Here is a 19,002-nt window from a genome sequence, read left to right as displayed (position 1 = left end):
TTTCCGGTGGTCTTGGCGAAGAGGAAACGCCCGGTCCCATTCCGAACCCGGAAGCTAAGCTCTTCAGCGCCGATGGTACTGCACTCGAAGGGGTGTGGGAGAGTAGGACGCCGCCGGAATTTACTTACAGTAAGGGGTTCCACCCAACGGTGGAACCCCTTACTGCGTTATATGGCTTCGTATACGCGGCCCGCCTTCTCATTGGCCGGCGCCGCTTCCCGCTGCCGCCCGGTACGTCGGAGGTCGGCGCGTGCGGGACAATGGGTGACGCAGCCATGTTGATGGCGTGCCCGTTCGATGATCCGAGGAGTCAATCCCATGTCCTATCCCTCTGAGGGGCGACCGCATCGCCGTTCGGGTGGTTCGCAGAACTCGGGGGGCGCCGGTCGGCGCGGACCTGGCGGCGGCGGACGGTTCTCGGGCGGGCGCGACGAGCGTGGCGGCCGTGACGGCGGACGTCCGTCGTACGGGCAGCGCGACGACCGCGGCGATCGCAGCGGCGGGAACTCCCGTGACGAGCGCGGTGGCGAGCGTCGCTCCTACCCGCAGCGCGACGACCGTCGTCCGTCGTTCGGCGGCGGTGGCGACCGGGACCGCCAGGGCGGCGAGCGCCGTTCGTTCAACCGGGACCGTGACGACCGCCGGCCTTCCTCGGGCCAGCGCGAAGGCGGCGGCGACCGCCGTCCCTTCAACCGTGACCGGGACGACCAGCGTGGCGGTGGCGAGCGTCGTCCGTCCTACGGGGACCGTGAGAACCGTGGTCCGCGCGAGGACCGCCGTCCCTCTTATGGCGACCGGGACAGCCGTGGTCCCCGCGAGGACCGCCGTCCGCCGCAGGGTGACCGCGGCGAGCGTCGTCCGTTCCAGCAGCGTGACGACCGGCGTCCGTCCTACGGGGACCGCGACAGCCGTGGACCCCGCGACGATCGCCGTCCGTCCTACGGTGACCGCGGCGGCAGCGGCGAGCGTCGCCCGTTCCAGCAGCGTGACGACCGGCGTCCGTCCTATGGCGACCGGGACAGCCGTGGACCCCGCGACGACCGTCGCCCGCAGTCCGGCGAGCGCGGTGCCCCCGAGCGCCGCTCCTTCGACCGCGGCCCGCGCGAGGACCGCCGTCCGTCCTATGGCGACCGGGACAGCCGCGGTCCCCGCGACGACCGTCGCCCGCAGTCCGGCGAGCGTGGTGCCCCCGAGCGCCGCTCCTTCGACCGCGGCCCGCGTGACGACCGTGGTCCGCGTGAGGACCGCCGTCCGTCCTACGGTGACCGTGACAGCCGTGGTCCCCGCGAGGACCGCCGCCCGTCGCAGGGTGACCGCGGCGAGCGTCGTCCGTTCCAGCAGCGTGACGACCGCCGTCCGTCGTACGGGGACCGTGACAGCCGTGGACCCCGCGACGATCGCCGTCCGTCCTACGGTGACCGCGGCGGCAGCGGCGAGCGTCGCCCCTTCCAGCAGCGTGACGACCGCCGTCCCTCCTACGGCGACCGCGACAGCCGCGGTCCCCGCGACGACCGTCGCCCGCAGTCCGGCGAGCGTGGCGCCCCCGAGCGCCGCTCCTTCGACCGCGGCCCGCGCGACGACCGTGGTCCGCGTGACGACCGCCGTCCGTCCTACGGCGACCGCGACAGCCGCGGTCCCCGCGACAGCCGTGGCCCGCGCGACGACCGTGGTCCGCGCGACGACCGCCGCTCGTTCTCCCGGGACCGGGACGACCGGCGCGGTGGTGGCCGTGATGAGCGCCGTCCGTTCCGCGGCGGCGACGACCGCCGTCCGTCGTACGGCGACCGGGACCGCGGCGAGCGCGGCAACCGTCGGCCGTTCGGCTTCGACGAGCGCGACCGTCCGAACCCGCCGGTCGACCGGCTGCCGATCCCGGCGGACGTGACCGGTGAGGAACTGGACGCCGCCGCCCGTCAGGAGCTGCGGAGCCTGCCGAAGACGCTGGCCGACGACGTCGCCAAGAACCTGGTGATGACCGGGCGCCTGATCGACGAGGACCCGGAGGCGGGCTACCGCTACTCGCGCGTGGCGCTGCGGCTCGCGTCCCGCGTCGCGGCGGTGCGGGAAGCCGCGGGCATCGCGGCGTACATGACGGGCCGGTACAGCGAGGCGCTGTCCGAGCTGCGTGCCGCCCGCCGGATGACCGGCTCCAACGAGCACTGGGCGGTCATGGCGGACTGCGAGCGCGGTCTGGGCCGCCCGGAGCGCGCGCTGCAGATGGCGGGTGCGCCGGAGGTGCGGGACCTGGACAAGGCCGCGCAGATCGAGCTGCGGATCGTCGCCGCCGGTGCGCGCCGCGACATGGGCCAGCTCGACGCCGCGGTGGTCACGCTCCAGGTGGCCGAGCTGAACGCGCCGGCGCAGCGCGAGTGGTCGGGCCGGCTGCGGTACGCCTACGCGGACGCGCTGCTGGCGGTCGGTCGTGAGGACGATGCGCGCGAGTGGTTCGCGCGTGCCGCGGACGCCGACGCCGACGGTTCGACGGGCGCCGCGGAGCGGCTGGCCGAGCTGGACGGTTCGGAGTTCGTCGACGCGTACGACCCGGAACTCGACGACGTCGACGAGGAGATCGCCGAGGCCGGCGACCGCACGCGGCGTGCCGCGGACGACGAGGCCGCGGACGACGAGGCCGAGGACGACTTCGACGAGGACGACTTCGACGACGACGAAGACGAAGACGACGAGGACGACGAAGAAGACGACGAGGACGACGACCGCGAGGCCGACGAGATCGACGTCTTCGCCGACGACGACCTCGACGATGACGACGACCTCCCGGCGGCCCTGACCGACGAGGAGCGCGACGAAAAGCGCGACGAGGCGGCCGACAAGGCGCAGGACAAGTAGGCGAAGTCGTCGCAGATGACCCCAGTGGCCCGGACTCCCCAGGAGTCCGGGCCACTTTCGTTTGTAGGCTTGTCCGCCTGACGGGCGGGCTTGGGGAGGCATCAGGCGTGGGCGAGAGCAAGTCCGAGTCGCGGAGCGAGTGGCGGACACCGCCGCCGCATCTGGCGGAGGCCGCGGCCGCGCAGCCCGGCGGATGGATCTACGAGATCAGCACCGAGTACGTCGACGATCCCGACGGCTACGTCCCGGTCGAAGCGGTCGCCGGCGGCTGGGCGGTGGGCGACGACGGCGTGCTCACCGGTGAGTACGAGCCGAATCCTCGGTTCGGCCCGCCGCAGGACGACTTCGCGAAGCTGAGCGAAGTCGATCACTTTCTCGCGTGGATGCTCGGCGATCTGCCGGGTGTGGTGCGCGACGGTGTGACCGATGCGCTCGTCGAGCAGGTGCCCGGGTCGACCGTCGACTGGATGAAGGTGACCCACGATCCGGTGTTCCTCAGCGGGGGCATTCCGCAGCCGGCCGAGGACGGCGACGAATCGCCGCAGACCATGACCCTGGTGCGGGCCGGGATGGCGGTGCCGTTCGCGCTCGCGGTCCGCTCGCCGGAGCGGCGCCGGGAGATCCTGTGGGGCGTCTACTCGTGGGTGGCCGTGAACCTGCACCGCCCGGGGGAGCACCGGCACCGCTCGTGGTTCGACGTGCACACGTCGCCGGAGCGCGCGGCGGAGCTGCTGAAGAAGCGCCTGTACGAGGTCGGCACGCCCGCCGAGGATGCAAACGACCCCAATCGGCATTGACCGAACGCGGACAGCAGCAGGCGTAATCGGTCGGATCCGAACGGCATCGATGATCGATAGTGATCAATAACGGGCCCCGTGCGATCGACTCACCCGCACACTTTCGATCAAAACCGCAGCCGCAGTCGATGGGCGCACAAAGGCAGGAGCCCGGGGCGGCAGGACGGTTACGACGTCCAGGTCCGGGCCGACCACGCGATGGGAAGGCACTCGGCAGCCGACCCGACGCCGAGTTGCCGGAGGCCCGTCGGCTCGGATGCCGGCCCGCCGCCGGCTGCCTGCCGCCCCGTCACCACCCCTCGGCCGGCCACGTCCCGCGGCCCGCCCCCCGGCCCTCAATCCAGCGCCAGGCTCCGCAGCACCAACCCCGTCGCCGGCTTCGGTCCGAACGAGGTCGACTTGCGCGGCATCCGGACGCCTTGCTCCGCCAAGTCGCGGACCAGCGCCTCTCCGACCGGGCGCAGCAGGACCGCGGTCCCGTCGGTCCGCTGGGCTTCGCGGATCGCGGCGACCGCGTCGTGGTGGTACGTGATGTGCGCCGGGTCGTCCGGCACGTTCCACACGCGGTCGAGCAGGGCGGCGTGCAGGATCGTCGCGTCCAGGTTGCGCCAGGTCGCGGGCCGGTCGAACGGCACGGCGGCGTCCAGGAGTTCCGGGTCGGGGTCGGTCAGCAGGTGGAACGAGCCGTCGCCGGTGAGCAGATAGGCGGGTCCTTCGGCGCGTTCGAGGGTCCACAGCACCGACGGCCACGGGTCTTCGACCCGCCGGGCGAGGAACGCGCCGGAGCCGGCCGGGCCGTGCGCGAGGAGGCCTTCGAGGATCCGGTCGACCGCGAGGCCGGGCAGGACGCGGTGGATCGCGCCGACCTGGAGCGGGTAGCGGGCGGTGTCGACGAGGAGGACGAGCCCGCGGTCCCACGCGCCGGGGCCGCGGCCGGCCGCGCGGGCCATTTCGCGGAGCCGCCGGTAGCCGGCCCAGCGGTGGTGGCCGTCGGCGATGAGGGCGCGGCGGGTGGCGAGGTCGGCGCGGATGCCCGTGAGTGTGTCGGGGTCGGTGATGGCCCACAGGCGGTGCTCGGTGCCGTCGGGGGTGCGCGTGTCGAGCAGCGGCGGGCCGTCGGCGCAGGCCGCGTCGATGGCGTCGGAGGCGGGGCCGTCGCCGGAGTAGGCGAGCAGGATGGGCTCGGGGTTGGCCTGGGTGGCGTTCATGATGTCGGTGCGGTCGGCGACCGGTCCCGGCATGACGTCTTCGTGGGGCAGGACCGCGGGGTTGCCTTCGCGGCCGCCGAGGGCGAGGGCGCCGATGAGGCCGCGTTGGTGGGCGGTGGCGGTGACCTGCTCGTAGACGTAGAGGGCGGGTTCCGGATCGGGCCGCAGGATGCCTTCGGCGAGCCAGGTCCGCAGGGTGACGCCGGCGTGGGCGTAGGGGCCGTCGGCGCCGCACGCGTCGGCGCGGGGGTCCGAGCGGGGGTCCGAGCGGGGGTCCGAGCGGGGGAGGACGACGCGCACGATGTTGTGCGGGTCGGAGTCCTCGAGGAGGCCGATGCCGCCGGGTTCGACGACGTCGTAGGGCGGCGAGGTGACCAGCGCGAGGTCGCCGACCTTGGCGGGGTCGTAGCGCAGTCCCCGGAAAGGCGCGAGATCGAGCCCGTTCGTGTCGGCGTGGTCCATGGGGGGCATGCTACGGCCATGATCGCGCGGGGGGTCGGCGCCTCGGCTCCCCGGCCGGCCCGGGGCACGGGCGTCGGCGCGGCGGACGGGAGCGGACGATGACGGGTGGGCCGCAGGAGCAGTTCGGCAGCGAGGGTGGCGGGCGCGGCGCGGGGGCGTCGGGGGTGCCCGAGGGGGATGCGTACGAGTGGTACCGGCGGGGTGTCGGCTTACTGGATTCGGGGCATCCGGCTGCCGCGGCGCAGTTGCTGGCGCGGGCGGCGGGGGCGGTGCCCGAGTCGCGGAGCGTGCGGGAGGCGTTGGCGCGGGCGTTGTTCGACGCGGGCCGGTATGCGGCGGCGTTGGCGGAGTTCCGTACCGTGGCGGAGTCCGATCCGGCGGACGATTACGCGCAGTTCGGGTGGGGCTTGGCGGCGTCGCGGGTGGGGGACTTCGAGACGGCGGTGGAGCATTTGGCGCTGGCGGTGGCGATGCGTCCGGGGACGAAGCACTACCGTGTGGCGCTGACTCAGGCCCGGGCGACGTTGCGGGCGCGGGAGACCGGTATGTAGGAGGGCAGCGGGTGTGAGTGCGGCGGGTGCGGGCGTGGCGGACGCGGTGGTTCCGGTGGAGGTGTACGACGTCGCGCTGCTGGATTTGGACGGGGTCGTCTATACCGGGCCACGAGCGGTGCCGCATGCATCCGAGGCGTTGGCGGGGGCGCGGGCGGCCGGGATGGTGCTGGCGTTCGTGACGAACAACGCGTCGCGGACGCCGGAGGCGGTGGCCGCGCATCTGGTGGAGCTGGGGGTTCCGGCGGAGGCGTCGGATGTGGTGACGTCGGCGCAGGCCGCGGCGCGGTTGGTGGCGGAGCGGTTCCCGGCGGGTTCGCGGGTGCTGGCGGTCGGTGCGGAGGGTTTGGTCGCGGCGCTGCGTGAGCGGGGTCTGGTGCCGGTGGGGTCGGCGGCGGACGGGCCGGTGGCGGTGGTGCAGGGGTTCGGGCCCGCGGTGGACTGGGGGTTGCTGGCGGAGGCGTCGTACGCGGTGGGTGCGGGGCTGCCTTGGTTCGCGTCGAATGCGGATCTGACGATTCCGACCGATCGGGGGATCGCGCCGGGCAACGGGGCGTTGGTCGGGGTGGTACGGGCGGCGACGGGTGCCGAGCCGGTGGTCGCGGGGAAGCCGGAACTCCCGTTGCACCGCGAGTCGATGCTGCGGACGGGGGCGCGGCGTCCGTTGGTGGTGGGGGACCGGCTGGACACCGACATCGAGGGTGCGGTGGCGGGCGGGGTGGATTCCTTGCTGGTGATGACGGGGGTGACGGACGTGGCGGGGGTGTTGGGGGCGCCGCGGGGGAGTCGTCCGACGTTTGTGGCGCGGGATCTGCGGGCGCTGCTGGAGCCGTTGCCGCGGGGGGTGCGGTCGGGTGGGCCGACCGGTGTGACGGCGGATGTGGTGTGGTCGTGCGGGGGTTGGACGGTGCGCGTGGCCGGCGGGGATGTGGTGCTGTCGGGTGAGGGGGAGCCGTACGACGCGTTGCGTGCGGCGTGTCCGGCGGTGTGGGAGGCCGTGGACGCGGGCGGCGACGTGGATGTGGCCGCGGCGGCGAAGACGCTGGCGGCTTCCGGGATTTAGCCCGATCGGCGGTGTCCGGCCGGGCCGGTCGGAGCCGGACGGGTGGGCCTGTGTCGGGCGGTGTCGGTCAGAGGAGCTTGCGGAGCGTCAGCAGGTCCTTGATCGATGCTTCGAGTTTGACCCGGCCGCGGGCCCACGACGATGCGAAGTCGAGCTTGCCGGCGACCAGCGCGATGAGGTCGTCGCTGCCGATCTCCAGGCGGATCTGGGCTTTGTCGCCGCTGGGTTCGGTGGTGATGTCGTGGAGGGCGCCGCCGCGCAGTTGGCCGCGGAAGGTGGTGTCCAGGTCGGGGATGCGGCAGCTGAGGCTGCGGTCGAGGTGCGCGGCGCGCCCGGCGTCACCTTCCGCGCCGCCGAGTTTCGCGGAGAACTGGTCGAGTGCGGCGCGGCATTCGTCGACGGTCGCCATGGCAGCGCCCTTTCGGATCGCGGGTCTATCACGGGTGTGGGGTGCGGGAGACGGGTGTGTCATGACGCTATCCCACGGCATCCCCCGGCATGTCCCGGGAAGGCATGGCTTGCCCGTTCGGCCGACGCGGGCGGCTTGACGGGTGTGGAGGCGGTAGCGTCGGGACAGTAGGGGAGTACGGCCAGGAGATGGCCCCTGCGACACCGAGCGAGCCCCGGGAGGCGCCGGACCATGCGTGATGCTTTGCGCAGTTACCTGCAGATCGCGACTGGGCTGACGGAGATGACCGTCCAGCGGGTCACGGAGGCTGCGAAGCAGTTGGTCGAGAAGACGGGCGTGGACCTGGACGGGGTGCCCGCCCAGGTGGCGCAGCAGGCGCAGACGGTGCCCCAGTACGTGCAGCAGATCGCCGACGATCTGTTCACCACCGGCAAGGCGAACCGCGACCTGTTGGTCGGTGTGGTGCGCGGCGAGGTGGAGAAGGCGATGGCGCGGCTGCGGCCGTGGGCGGACGATGTGCGCCGGGTCGAGGACGAGGTCGCGCGCCTGGAGCACCGGGTGACGGATCTGGAGCACCGGTTGGCGCAGGCGTCGGCGCCGCGGCGGCCGTCGCGTCCGCAGCCGGTGGTGGTGGATGTGGCGGACGAGGAGCCGGTGCCGGTGCGTTCGTCCGGTGCGCGGGCGCCGAAGGCGGCCGAGCCGGGGGCGCCGGTTGCGCGGCGGACGGTGACGCCGGCGCGGACCGCGCGCAAGGCGGCGGCGAAGAAGGCCGCGGCGCAGCAGCCGGTGGCGAAGCCCGTTGCGAGACCGGTCGCGAAGCCGGTGGCCAAGCCGGTGAAGGCGGCGGCGAAGAAGACCGCGGCGGCGCGGACCGCGAAGTCGGCGGAGACGAAGGCGCCGGCGAAGAAGGCCGCGGCGAAGAAGGCGGCGCCGCCGAAGTCCGCGGAGACGCCGGCCGAGGCGCCCCGGAAGGACGGCGAGGCGTGAGCAACGTGTGGGACGTGGCGCGGCCGGCGGAGCCCGAGCCGTCCGGGCCCGCCGCCGCGGATGCCGGGCCGGAGAGCGCGCCGGGGCCCGGGGCCGAGCCCGCGGTCGAGGAGGTCGCGCCGCTGGAGGTGGAGCCTCCGGTGCCGACGGGCGAGCCGGAGGTGGACCGTGCGGTGGCGCGGCTGACGCAGGCCGGGGTCCTGCCTACCGATCGGCATGCCGAGGTGTACGAGGATGTACACCGGGAATTGCGGGAGGTCCTCACGGGCCTGGACCGCTAGGCGCGTCCTGACGGCGGTCGCCGGCCTTGCGGCCGGGCCGCCGGATCGGGAATTCGAGATCGAGGCGGGCAGGGACCGTGGCACGACGCAGGCTCGACGCGGAGCTGGTGCGCAGGGGATTGGCGCGGTCCCGGGAACATGCGGCGGAGTTGATCGCCGCGGGCCGGGTGTCGGTGGGCGGGGCGACGGCGACGAAGTCGGCGACGCAGGTGGAGACGTCGGCGGCCGTGGTGGTGGCGAAGGACGACGCGGATCCGGACTACGTGTCGCGCGGCGGGCACAAGCTGGCGGGTGCGCTGGCCGCGTTCGTGCCGCAGGGGCTGGTGGTCGAGGGGCGGCGCTGCATCGACGCGGGTGCGTCGACCGGCGGGTTCACCGATGTGCTGCTGCGGTCGGGTGCCGGGCATGTCGTCGCGGTGGACGTGGGCTACGGGCAGTTGGCGTGGTCGCTGCGCAGTGACGACCGGGTGACGGTGCGGGACCGCACGAACGTCCGGGAGCTGACGCCGGATCAGGTGGGGGAGCCGGCCGGGCTGGTGGTGGGCGACCTGTCGTTCATTTCGCTGGGCTTGGTGCTGCCCGCGCTGGTGCGCTGCTCGGCGCCGGACGCGGACCTGGTGATGATGGTGAAGCCGCAGTTCGAGGTCGGCCGGGAGCGGCTGGGCTCGGGCGGGGTGGTGCGGGATCCGGAGCTGCGCGCGGAAGCGGTGCGGACGGTGGCCGGGCAGGCCGCCGGGCTGGGGCTGGGCGTGCTGGGTGTGACCGCCAGCCCATTGCCGGGGCCGTCGGGGAACGTGGAGTATTTCGTGTGGCTGCGCCGTGGCGCGCCCGCGTTGGATCCGGCGGATGTGGCGCGGGCGGTCGCGGAGGGCCCGCAGTGACCGGGCTGCCCGGTGGTGCGGGTCCGCGCGGTGCGGTCCGCGCCGCGTCCGGTGGATGCGGCGCGGCGATGGCGGTGGGGCGCGATACGGTCGCGCGATGCGGTTGACGGGAACGACGGCAACGACGGCTCAGGTACGGGGAGACGGGCGGGCGATGGCATGACGGGGCGCACTGTCCTGGTGGTCGCGCACACCGGGCGTCCGGCGGCGCTGCGCAGCGCGCGGCTGGTCGTCGACGGGCTGGTCGAGGCGGGCATCGTGGTGCGGGTGCTGGAGGCCGAGGCCGAGGAGCTGCTTCCGCACCCGGGCATCGAGGTGGTGCCGGCGGAGCCGGGCGCGGCGAAGGGCTGCGAGCTGGCGATCGTGCTGGGCGGCGACGGGACGCTGCTGCGCGGCGCGGAGCTGGTGCGGGACGCGCGGGTGCCGATGCTCGGGGTGAACCTGGGCCGGGTGGGTTTCCTGGCCGAGGCCGAGCGCGAGGACCTGGGCGAGGTGGTGGACCGCGTGGTGCGGTTCGACTACCAGGTCGAGGAGCGGATGACGCTCGACGTGGTGGTGCGGGTCAACGGCGACGTGGTGGCCACCAATTGGGCGTTGAACGAGGCCGCGGTGGAGAAGGCGTCGCGCGAGCGGATGCTGGAGCTGGTCGCGGAGGTGGACGGGCGTCCGCTGTCGCGGTGGGGCGGGGACGGCGTGGTGTGTGCGACGCCGACCGGTTCGACGGCGTACGCGTTCTCGGCGGGCGGCCCGGTGGTGTGGCCGGAGGTCGAGGCGCTGCTGATGGTGCCGATCAGTGCGCATGCGCTGTTCGCGAAGCCGCTGGTGGTGTCGCCGCGTTCGGTGCTGGCGGTGGAGGTGCTGCCGGAGACGCCGAAGGGCGTGCTGTGGTGCGACGGGCGGCGCACGGTGGATCTGCCGCCGGGGGCGCGGGTGGAGGTGCGGCGCGGTGCCGAGCCGATCCGGTTGGCCCGGCTGCACGAGGCGCCGTTCACGAACCGGCTGGTGGCGAAGTTCGCGCTGCCGGTGCGCGGGTGGCGCGGGGGGCCGCACGACACTCCCGAGGCCGTCGAGGCCGCGGACCTGCCGGAGGCCGGTGAGCTGCCGGGTTCTCCGGGGACCGGGCCCGATTCCGTCGTTTCCCCGCGGGACGCCGTCCCGGGGCCGAAGAACCCGTAGGGTCGTCGCCGTGCTGGAAGAAATGCGCATACAGGGCCTCGGAGTCATCGACGACGCCGTGGTCGAACTGGCGTCGGGCTTCACCGTGGTGACGGGGGAGACCGGGGCGGGCAAGACGATGGTGGTGACCGGTCTGGGCCTGCTGTTCGGCGGGCGTGCGGACGCGGGTCTGGTGCGGACCGGGAAGGGCCGCGCGGTCGTGGAGGGCCGGGTGCGGCTGGCCGCGGACGCGCCGGCCGCGGTGCGGGCCGCGGATGCGGGCGCCGATCTGGACGAGGACACCCTGCTGCTGACCCGGACGCTGTCCGCGGAAGGCCGCAGCCGGGCGCACGTCGGCGGCCGGTCGGTGCCGGTGGGCCTGCTCGCGGACCTGGCGGACGAGCTGATCGCGGTGCACGGCCAGACCGACCAGCAGCGGCTGCTGCGGCCGTCCCGGCAGCGCGCGTCGCTGGACCGGTACGCGGGCGAGGCGGTCGCCAAGCCGCTGGCCTCGTACGGGCGGGTCTACAAGCGGCTTCGGCAGGTCGCCGCCGAACTGGAGACGATCACCACGCGGGCCCGGGAGCGGGCCCAGGAGGCCGACCTGCTGCGGTTCGGGCTGGGGGAGATCGAGGCGCTGGCGCCGCTGCCCGGCGAGGACACCGAGCTGGCCGCGGAAGCGGAGCGGCTCGGGCACGCGGACGCGCTGCGGACCGCGGCGACCACCGCGCACGAGGCGCTGATCCTCGATCCGGAGACCGCGCTGGAAGGCGTGGATGCGACGACGCTGATCGGCGCGGCCCGCCGGGCGGTGGAGGCGGTGTCCGGGCACGACCCGGCGCTGGCCGCGCTCGCCGAGCGGCTCGGCGAGGTCGGCTACCTGGTGGCCGACGTCGCGACCGAGCTGGCGTCGTACGCGGCGGGCGTCGATGCGGACCCGGTGCGGCTCGCCGCGGCCGAGGAGCGCCGCGCGGCCCTGTCCGGGCTGACCCGCAAGTACGGGTCGGACATCGCCGAGGTGCTGGCGTGGGCGGAGCGGTCCGCGCTGCGCTTGGCCGAGCTGGACGGCGACGACGACCGGGTCGGCGAGCTGGCCGAGGAACGCGACGCGCTGCGGGCCGAGCTGGCCGAGCTGGCCGGCGAGGTGTCGCAGGCCCGGAAGGCGGCCGCGGACCGGTTCGCGGACGCGGTGACCTCGGAACTGGGCGCGCTGGCGATGCCGCACGCGCGGGTCACCGTCGCGGTGACCGGCGTCGAGGACCCGGACGGGCTCGCCGTGGACGGACGGCTGCTGGCTTACGGGCCGTCGGGCGTGGACGAGGTCGAGCTGCTGCTCGCCCCGCACCCGGGGGCGCCGCCGCGGCCGTTGAACAAGGGCGCGTCCGGCGGTGAGCTGAGCCGGGTGATGCTCGCGGTCGAGGTGGTGTTCGCGGGCGCCGACCCGGTGCCGACGTTCGTGTTCGACGAGGTCGACCAGGGCGTGGGCGGCAAGGCCGCCGTCGAGGTCGGCCGCCGCCTGGCGATGCTGGCGCGGAACGCGCAGGTCATCGTGGTGACGCACCTGCCGCAGGTGGCCGCGTTCGCGGACCGGCACCTGGTGGTGGAGAAGTCGCACGACGGGACGGTGACCCGGTCCGGCGTCGTCGCGCTCGACGACGACGCCCGGGTGCGCGAGCTGTCCCGGATGCTGGCCGGCCTGGAGGACTCCGAGCTGGGCCGGGCGCACGCCGAGGAACTCCTCGACACCGCCGCGCAGGCCAAGGCGGTGGGCCCGGCGAAGGCCGGAAAGCGCGGAAAGTGACGCGTCCCACGTCCCCGGCCGCGGATCGGCCGGGGACGTGCGGAGCGGACGCCGCGAGGGCGTGCGAAAAGCCCCGCTAGACCCCCTGCGCGACCGCCCGCCGTCCCCTGTTCCGGTGCTGGTCCGACGGGAAGTTCCCGGCCCGCGGTCACGAGGCCGTAACGGGTTGGGAACGGCCGTGCACCGGGGCGGCGCGCGGCGTCGCGGCGGGCCGGTGGCGCCACCCGTACTGCCCTGACCAGGACTCTTTGCATGGCAGGATGACCGCGATGAGGATTCCCGTGCTCCGCCGACGCCGCATGCCCGAATATGAGGGCATCGCCGGCGTCGTCAGGCTGGACCGGCGCACGAAGGACCTCACCAAACGCCTGCAGCCCGGCGACATCGCCGTCATCGACCACGTCGACCTGGACCGGGTCGCGGCCGACGCGCTCGTCGCCTGCCGGCCCTCCGCGGTGGTCAACGCGTCCGCCAGCATCAGCGGCCGGTATCCCAACATGGGGCCGGAAATCATCGTCGAGGCCGGCATCCCGCTCCTCGACGACGTCGGCAACGGCGTCATAGGGCGGCTTCCGGAAGGCGAGTTCGTCCGCATCGAGGACAACGTCCTCTACAGCGGCGACCGGCCCGTCGCGATCGGCACCCTCCTGGACAAGGAGTCCGTGCGCGCCGCGATGGAAGAGGCCCGCGCGGGCCTGTCCGAGCAGATCGAGGCGTTCGCGGAGAACACCCTCAAATACATCCGCGAGGAACGCGACCTGCTCCTCGACGGCGTGGGCGTCCCCGCGATCCGCACCCCCATGGACGGCCGGCAGGTCCTCATCGTGGTGCGCGGCTACCACTACCGCGAGGACATCGCGGCGCTGCGCCCGTACATCCGCGAGTACCGGCCGGTGATGATCGGCGTGGACGGCGGCGCGGACGCGCTGCTGGAAGCCGGCTACAAGCCGCACATCATCATCGGCGACCTCGACTCGGTGTCCGACGACGCTCTGCGCTCCGGCGCCGAGATCGTCGTGCACGCCTACCGCGACGGGCGCGCGCCCGGCATGGAACGGCTGCGGGAACTCGGCCTGGACGGCGTGCCGTTCCCGGCGACCGGCACCAGCGAGGACATCGCGATGCTGCTCGCCGACGACAAGGGCGCCAACCTGATCGTCGCGGTCGGCACCCACGCCACCCTCGTCGAATTCCTCGACAAGGGCCGGGCGGGCATGGCGAGCACGTTCCTGACCCGGCTGCGCGTCGGCGGCAAGCTCGTCGACGCGAAAGGCGTCAGCCGCCTGTACCGCAGCCGCATTTCGACCACGTCGCTGCTGGTGATGTGCCTGGCGGCACTGATCACCATCGCGGTGACCGTCCGGGTGAGCCCGCTCGGCCAGGCGTACTACCACGTGTTCCGGGCCCAGTGGGACTCGTTCGTCTTCTGGCTCCAGGGGATCTTCTCGTAATGATCGATTTCCGCTACCACGTCGTCTCGATCATCGCGGTGTTCCTCGCGCTGTCGGTCGGCCTCGTGCTGGGCAGTTCCTTCCTCGCCGACATCGTGTCCAAGGACCTCGACGGGCAGATCCGGAACCTCAGCCGCACCGCGGACGGCCTGCGCCACGACCTGAGCAGTGCGCGGACGGAGAACGACCAGCTCAACAGCTTCATCAACGAGAGCAAACCGCAGCTGGTCAAGGACCTGCTCAAGGGCCGGTCGGTGGTCCTGGTGACCCTGCCGGGCGCCGACTCGGACATCACCGACGCGACCACGCAGACCCTCCAGCAGTCCGGCGCGACCGTCACCGGAACCGTCGCGGTCAAGTCCGCGTGGACCGACCCGGCCAAGGAGAGCACCCTGCTCACCGCATCCGGCGAATACTCGGTCTCCGGGCAGACGTCCTACGACCGGGCCGCCGCCGCGCTCGCGCAGGCCCTCGTGCACAAGAGCAGCACCGCCGGCAGCAGCTCCACCGGCACGGGCGGCACCCCCAACCCCACCGCGACCGGCGAAGCCGGCGCCCCGGTCACCGAGACGCCGCCCACCGGCAGCCCCACGACGACCCCGGCCACCGGCCACACGACGACCCCCACCGCGCCCGCGAGCGGGGCACCCGGCACCGGCGCGCCCACCACGGGCGCCCCCAACACCAGCGCCACCGAGCAGGCCGCGGCCGTGCTCACCCGCTTCAAGTCCGCCGGGTTCGTCGACGTCAAGGGCAACCCCGAGAAGGGCGCGACGCTCGCCGTCGTCATCGCCCCCTCCGGCCCCCTCCAGGGCAACGACGCCGGCCGCACCAACCAGATCTACCTCGGGCTGTCGCGCACCCTCGACGCCGCCGACGACGGTACGGTCATGGCGGGCGACACCACCGCCACCCAGGACGGCGGCACCCTCGCCGCGCTCCGCCGCGACGACCGCACGGCCAAGGTGGTCTCCTCGGTCGACGGAGCCGACACCAACCAGGGCCAGGTCTCGGTCGACTGGGCACTCGTGGTGGAGTCCAAGGAAGGCAAGTCCGGCCAGTACGGGCTGACGGGCGCCGACGGCTGGCTGCCCAAACTGCCCGAGGAGAAGACGGAGAAAACGTCGTGACGACGGTGCAGACGACGGCGCACACCAAGCGGGCCAAGACGAAGTCGGCGAAGTCCGCGAAGGCCGCCAAGGGCAAGCGGTCCACGCTGCGCCACGCGGTGCGCACCGCCCTGGTCGGCGGCACCGCCGCCCGCTTCGGCTACACGCTGCTCAACCGCTTCACACCCGGTGAGGCGGCGCTGTGGGAGCGCCGCAACCACCGCGGCGAGGTCGTCACCCTGCTGGAAGGCCCCGCGGCCGCCCTCGGCAGCGCGGTCGCCGCCGCCACCGCGCCCGGCGTCCCGGCCCGGCACCGCGCCGCCGCCGCGTTCGCCACCGCCGCCGCGGCCGGCTTCGGCACCTACGACGACATGCTCGGCGCCACCGACAAGCGCGGCTTCAAAGGCCACCTCGGCGCGCTCGCCAAGGGCGAGCTCACCAGCGGCACCGTCAAGGTCCTCGGCATCGGCGCGACCGGCCTGATCGCCGGCGCGATGGTGCAGAGCAAGCCCGTCGACAAGATCCTCGCCGGCATCGTCGTCGCCGGATCCGCGAACGCCGTGAACCTGTTCGACCTGCGCCCCGGCCGCGCCGCCAAGGTCACCGTGCTCGCCGGCGCCCTGCCCGTGCTGCGCGGCAACCGGCTGGCCGCCGCCCCGGTGGGCGCCGCCGCCGCGCTGCTGCCCGAAGACCTCGACGAGAAGGCCATGCTCGGCGACGCGGGCGCCAACGCGCTCGGCGCCGCGCTCGGCGTGGCCGCCGCCGCGGGCGCGTCCCGCACCGGCCTCGTGCTGCGCGCCGCCGTCCTGACCGGGCTCACCCTGGCCAGCGAGAAGGTCAGCTTCACCAAGGTCATCGCCCGCACGCCCGCGCTCGACCGCATCGACATGCTCGGCCGCCGCCCGATCGCGCCGCCGCGCCCGCCCGCCGACGACGCGGCACCCGCCGCGTCCGCCGATGCCGCGGCGACGGCGCCCTAGGACCACCGGCGGCCCGCCGCATGACCACCCACCACCACCCGGGGCCGGCCTGCCCGGCCTCGCCCCCGCACGCCGACCCGCCGCCGCGGCGACGGCTCGTCCGCGGGCTGGCCGGCGCCGCCGCGCTCATCGCCGTCCTCACCGTGCTGGCCCGCCTCGCCGGGTTCGGCCGCCAGCTCGTCTTCAACGCCGCCGTCGGCCAGAACAACCTCGGCACCGCCTACACCACGGCCAACTACGTCCCCAACATCGTCTTCGACATCGTCGCGGGCGGGGCGCTCGCCAGCCTGGTCGTGCCGCTGCTCGCCGGACCGCTCGCCCGCGGCCGCGACGGCGAAGCCCGCCGCACCGCCTCCGCGCTGCTCACCTGGACCGTCCTCATCCTGGTCCCGGTCGCTCTGGCCGGCGTGTTCCTCGCCCGGCCGCTCATGGAACTGCTGCTGCGCGACAAGGCCGACGTGCCCGGCATGCTCGACCTGGCCACGTCGTTCCTGCTCGCGTTCCTCCCGCAGATCGTGCTCTACGGGCTGGCCGTCGTCTCCGCCGGCATCCTGCAGGCCCACCGCCGGTTCACCGCCGCCGCCGTCGCCCCCCTGCTCTCCAGCATCGTCGTCGCCGGCGTCTACCTCGCGTTCGCCGCCGAATTCGACGGCTCCCGCGACCGCCTCGCCGGATTCCCGCACGGCAGCGCCCTCCTCCTCGGCCTCGGCACCACCGCCGGCGTCCTCGCCCTCGCGCTGTGCACCCTCGTCCCGCTGCGCGGCACCGGCCTGCGGCTGCGCCCCACCCTGCGGTTCCCCGACGGCGTCGCGGTCCGCGCCCGCGCGCTCGCGCTCGCCGGGATCGCCACCCTCGTCGCCCAGCAGCTCGCCACCGTCGCCGTCCTCATGCTCGTCAACGCCTACGGACCCGACGGCGGCGCGGTCGCCTACCAGAACGCGTGGATGGTGTACGTCCTGCCGTACGCCGTCCTCGCCGTCCCCATCGCCACCAGCGCCTTCCCCCGGCTCAGCGCCGCCGCGCACGACGGCGACCACCCCGCGTTCGCCGCCACGAGCGCCGCGACCACCCGCGCCGTCCTGCTGGTGTCCTGCGCCGGCACCGCGATCCTCGCCGCCGCCGCGTACCCCGTCGGCCGGTTCTTCGCCCAGATCGGCACCGGCACCGACACCGACCCGGCGGTCCTCGGCCGCGCCCTCCTCGCCTTCGCTCCCGGACTCGCCGGGTACGGCCTCGTCGCGCACCTCGGCCGCGCCCTGTACGCGCGCGGCCACGGCCGCGCCTCCGCGGGCGCCGTCGTCCTCGGCTGGACCGCCGCCGTCGCCGCCGACGTCGCGCTCGTGCGCGCCGTGCCGGAAAGCTGGACGGTCGCCGCGCTCGGCGCCGGAAACACCCTCGGCATGACGGTCGCCGGACTGCTGCTGGCCTGGGCCACCGCGCGCACCGTCGGCCGCGCCGCCTTGCACGGCGCCCTCCGCACGACCGCCGCCGGACTCGCCGCAGCCGCCCTCGGCGGTGCCGCCGGGGCCGGGCTCGCGGCCGCCGCCGGAACGGGCGGTACCGGTTACACGTTGATCATCGGGGCGGCTGCCGCAATCCTGGGGGCCGCGGTGTTCGCCGCCGCCGTCTACCCGTTCGCGGGTGCGGACGCGCGACGGCTGCTGCGCCGCGGCCGCACCACCACGGCCGCGGAGGGAAACACCGGTCCGGATCCGGCGGCGCACCCCGCCGGCCGCCCGTCCGCACCGGACGCGGCCCCCGCGGCCGGGCCCGGCGACCCCGGGACCGGCGGTATCGGCCCCGGGAACGACAGCCCGGCACGGCGGAACGAGCACGACAACGGGAGGAACCGCGATGCCTGACCCGACGGCCGCCACACCGGAGGACCGCCGCACCAGACCGGCACGGCTGCGGGCCGTCCTCGTGCTCGGATCGTCCACCGGCGGCATCGGCGCCCACGTGCTGTCGCTCGTCCGCGGCCTGACCGCGCACGGCGTCGCCGTCACCGTCGCCGCCCCCGCGGCCACCGGCGAGCACTTCGGATTCGCCGACGCCGGCGCCCGGTTCGTGCCCGTCGAGATCGGCAACTCGCCCCGCCCGTCCGACATGGCCGCCGCCCGCGCGCTCCGCGACGCCTGCGCCAACGCGCACGTCGTGCACGCCCACGGACTGCGCGCCGGACTCGTCACGGGCAGCGCGCTCGGCCGCCGCCGCCCCGGCCGCATCCCGGTCGTGCTCACCCTGCACAACGCCGTCCTCGCCACCGGGCCGCGCGCCGGATTCGCGCACCTGATGGAAGGCCGCGCGGTGCGCATCGCCGACGTCGTCCTGGGCGCGTCCGGCGACCTGGTCGACCGGGCCCGCAGACTCGGCGCCGCGGACGCCCGCCTCGGTCCCGTCGGCGCGCCCCTGCTGCCCGCGCCGCGCCGCGACCGGGCCGCGGTCCGCGCCGAACTGAGCAGCACCGAACGCCCGATCCTGCTCGCCGTCGGCCGCCTCGCGCCGCAGAAGTCCTACCCGCAGCTCCTCGACGCCGCGGAACGCTGGACCACGCTCGAACCGGTGCCGCTGCTGGTGATCGCGGGCGACGGACCGATGCGTGAGGAACTCCAGGCCCGCATCGACGCCGACTACCTGCCCGTGCGGCTCCTCGGCCACCGCGACGACGTCGCCGACCTGCTGGCCGCCGCCGACGTCGTCGTGCTGCCGTCCCGCTGGGAAGCCCGTTCGCTGGTCGCGCAGGAAGCACTGCGCGGCGGTGTCCCGTTGGTCGCGACCGACGTCGGCGGCATCCCGGAACTCGTCGGCGACGCCGCGGTGCTGGTGCCGCACGGCGACGTCGACGCGCTCGCCGACGCCGTCGCCGGGCTGCTGGCCGACGGCTCCCGCCGCGCCGGACTCGCCGCGGCGGGACCGGCGCAGGCGCAGACGTGGCCCGACGAGTCGGACACGGTCAGCCAGGTCCTCAGCGTGTACGAGGAACTCGGGCCGATCTGACCCGAGTTCCCCGGTTCACTCCG

Annotated in this window: 16 protein-coding genes and 1 rRNA gene; 15 read left to right on the top strand and 2 right to left on the bottom strand. The window is 74.4% G+C overall.

What is annotated here, in order from left to right:
- The first annotated feature begins 2 nt into the window (after positions 1–2).
- The 3 genes from rrf to ABEA93_RS39895 all read left to right on the top strand — a co-directional run bounded on the left by rrf (position 3) and on the right by ABEA93_RS39895 (position 3,644).
- Positions 3–119, top strand: a 5S ribosomal RNA gene (rrf, locus tag ABEA93_RS39905).
- Between the two features lie 1,762 nt (positions 120–1,881).
- Positions 1,882–2,847 carry a tetratricopeptide repeat protein gene (locus ABEA93_RS39900; RefSeq protein WP_425585261.1) on the top strand — a complete coding sequence of 322 codons (966 nt, stop codon included), beginning with the start codon at positions 1,882–1,884 and terminating at the stop codon, positions 2,845–2,847.
- A gap of 107 nt (positions 2,848–2,954) precedes the next feature.
- Positions 2,955–3,644: a hypothetical protein gene (locus ABEA93_RS39895; RefSeq protein ID WP_345680896.1), complete on the top strand. Its 690-nt coding sequence runs from the start codon at positions 2,955–2,957 to the stop codon at positions 3,642–3,644.
- Between the two features lie 335 nt (positions 3,645–3,979).
- On the opposite strand, the gene ABEA93_RS39890 is transcribed toward ABEA93_RS39895, so the two are convergent.
- Positions 3,980–5,314 (bottom strand): DUF1015 family protein, encoded by a 1,335-nt coding sequence (locus ABEA93_RS39890; RefSeq protein WP_345680895.1) that lies wholly within the window; start codon positions 5,312–5,314, stop codon positions 3,980–3,982.
- 98 nt (positions 5,315–5,412) lie between these two features.
- Between ABEA93_RS39890 and ABEA93_RS39885 the strand changes: the two genes are divergently transcribed.
- Both ABEA93_RS39885 and ABEA93_RS39880 read left to right on the top strand, forming a co-directional pair.
- A complete protein-coding gene (locus ABEA93_RS39885) occupies positions 5,413–5,865 on the top strand; it encodes a tetratricopeptide repeat protein (protein ID WP_345680894.1) in 453 nt (150 codons plus the stop codon).
- A gap of 13 nt (positions 5,866–5,878) precedes the next feature.
- Positions 5,879–6,928 (top strand): HAD-IIA family hydrolase, encoded by a 1,050-nt coding sequence (locus ABEA93_RS39880; RefSeq protein ID WP_345680893.1) that lies wholly within the window; start codon positions 5,879–5,881, stop codon positions 6,926–6,928.
- Between the two features lie 67 nt (positions 6,929–6,995).
- Here ABEA93_RS39880 and ABEA93_RS39875 read toward each other — a convergent pair whose 3' ends face one another.
- Positions 6,996–7,337, bottom strand: coding sequence for an alkyl sulfatase C-terminal domain-containing protein (locus ABEA93_RS39875; protein ID WP_345680892.1), 342 nt, complete (start codon positions 7,335–7,337; stop codon positions 6,996–6,998).
- A 231-nt stretch (positions 7,338–7,568) separates the two neighbouring features.
- Between ABEA93_RS39875 and ABEA93_RS39870 the strand changes: the two genes are divergently transcribed.
- From ABEA93_RS39870 to ABEA93_RS39825, 10 genes are all read left to right on the top strand, one after another.
- Complete coding sequence (locus ABEA93_RS39870) at positions 7,569–8,324, top strand: histone (RefSeq protein WP_345680891.1); 756 nt, start codon at positions 7,569–7,571, stop codon at positions 8,322–8,324.
- A complete protein-coding gene (locus ABEA93_RS39865; RefSeq protein WP_345680890.1) occupies positions 8,321–8,605 on the top strand; it encodes a hypothetical protein in 285 nt (94 codons plus the stop codon). Before ABEA93_RS39870 ends, ABEA93_RS39865 begins: the two co-directional genes overlap by 4 nt.
- Before the next feature lie 77 nt (positions 8,606–8,682).
- Positions 8,683–9,486 carry a TlyA family RNA methyltransferase gene (locus ABEA93_RS39860; RefSeq protein WP_345680889.1) on the top strand — a complete coding sequence of 268 codons (804 nt, stop codon included), beginning with the start codon at positions 8,683–8,685 and terminating at the stop codon, positions 9,484–9,486.
- Between the two features lie 159 nt (positions 9,487–9,645).
- Complete coding sequence (locus ABEA93_RS39855) at positions 9,646–10,662, top strand: NAD kinase (RefSeq protein ID WP_345680888.1); 1,017 nt, start codon at positions 9,646–9,648, stop codon at positions 10,660–10,662.
- Positions 10,663–10,684: 22 nt separating this feature from the next.
- Entirely contained in the window at positions 10,685–12,442 is a 1,758-nt protein-coding gene (gene recN / locus ABEA93_RS39850; protein ID WP_345680898.1) for a DNA repair protein RecN, read from the top strand.
- A gap of 269 nt (positions 12,443–12,711) precedes the next feature.
- Positions 12,712–13,893 (top strand): putative cytokinetic ring protein SteA, encoded by a 1,182-nt coding sequence (gene steA, locus ABEA93_RS39845; protein ID WP_345680887.1) that lies wholly within the window; start codon positions 12,712–12,714, stop codon positions 13,891–13,893.
- On the top strand, positions 13,893–15,023 hold the full coding sequence (locus ABEA93_RS39840) for a copper transporter (RefSeq protein WP_345680886.1): 1,131 nt from the start codon (positions 13,893–13,895) through the stop codon (positions 15,021–15,023). The genes steA and ABEA93_RS39840 overlap by 1 nt, the downstream gene beginning before the upstream one ends.
- Positions 15,020–15,982 (top strand): hypothetical protein, encoded by a 963-nt coding sequence (locus ABEA93_RS39835; RefSeq protein WP_345680885.1) that lies wholly within the window; start codon positions 15,020–15,022, stop codon positions 15,980–15,982. Before ABEA93_RS39840 ends, ABEA93_RS39835 begins: the two co-directional genes overlap by 4 nt.
- Positions 15,983–16,002: 20 nt before the next feature.
- A complete protein-coding gene (gene murJ, locus ABEA93_RS39830; RefSeq protein ID WP_345680884.1) occupies positions 16,003–17,844 on the top strand; it encodes a murein biosynthesis integral membrane protein MurJ in 1,842 nt (613 codons plus the stop codon).
- Positions 17,837–18,979, top strand: coding sequence for a glycosyltransferase family 4 protein (locus tag ABEA93_RS39825; RefSeq protein WP_345680883.1), 1,143 nt, complete (start codon positions 17,837–17,839; stop codon positions 18,977–18,979). Before murJ ends, ABEA93_RS39825 begins: the two co-directional genes overlap by 8 nt.
- Positions 18,980–19,002 lie beyond the last annotated feature (23 nt).

This window comes from Yinghuangia aomiensis (genome assembly GCF_039542225.1).
GTDB classification, from domain to species: domain Bacteria; phylum Actinomycetota; class Actinomycetes; order Streptomycetales; family Streptomycetaceae; genus Yinghuangia; species Yinghuangia aomiensis.
This window is presented reverse-complemented; position numbering and strand designations above follow the sequence as displayed.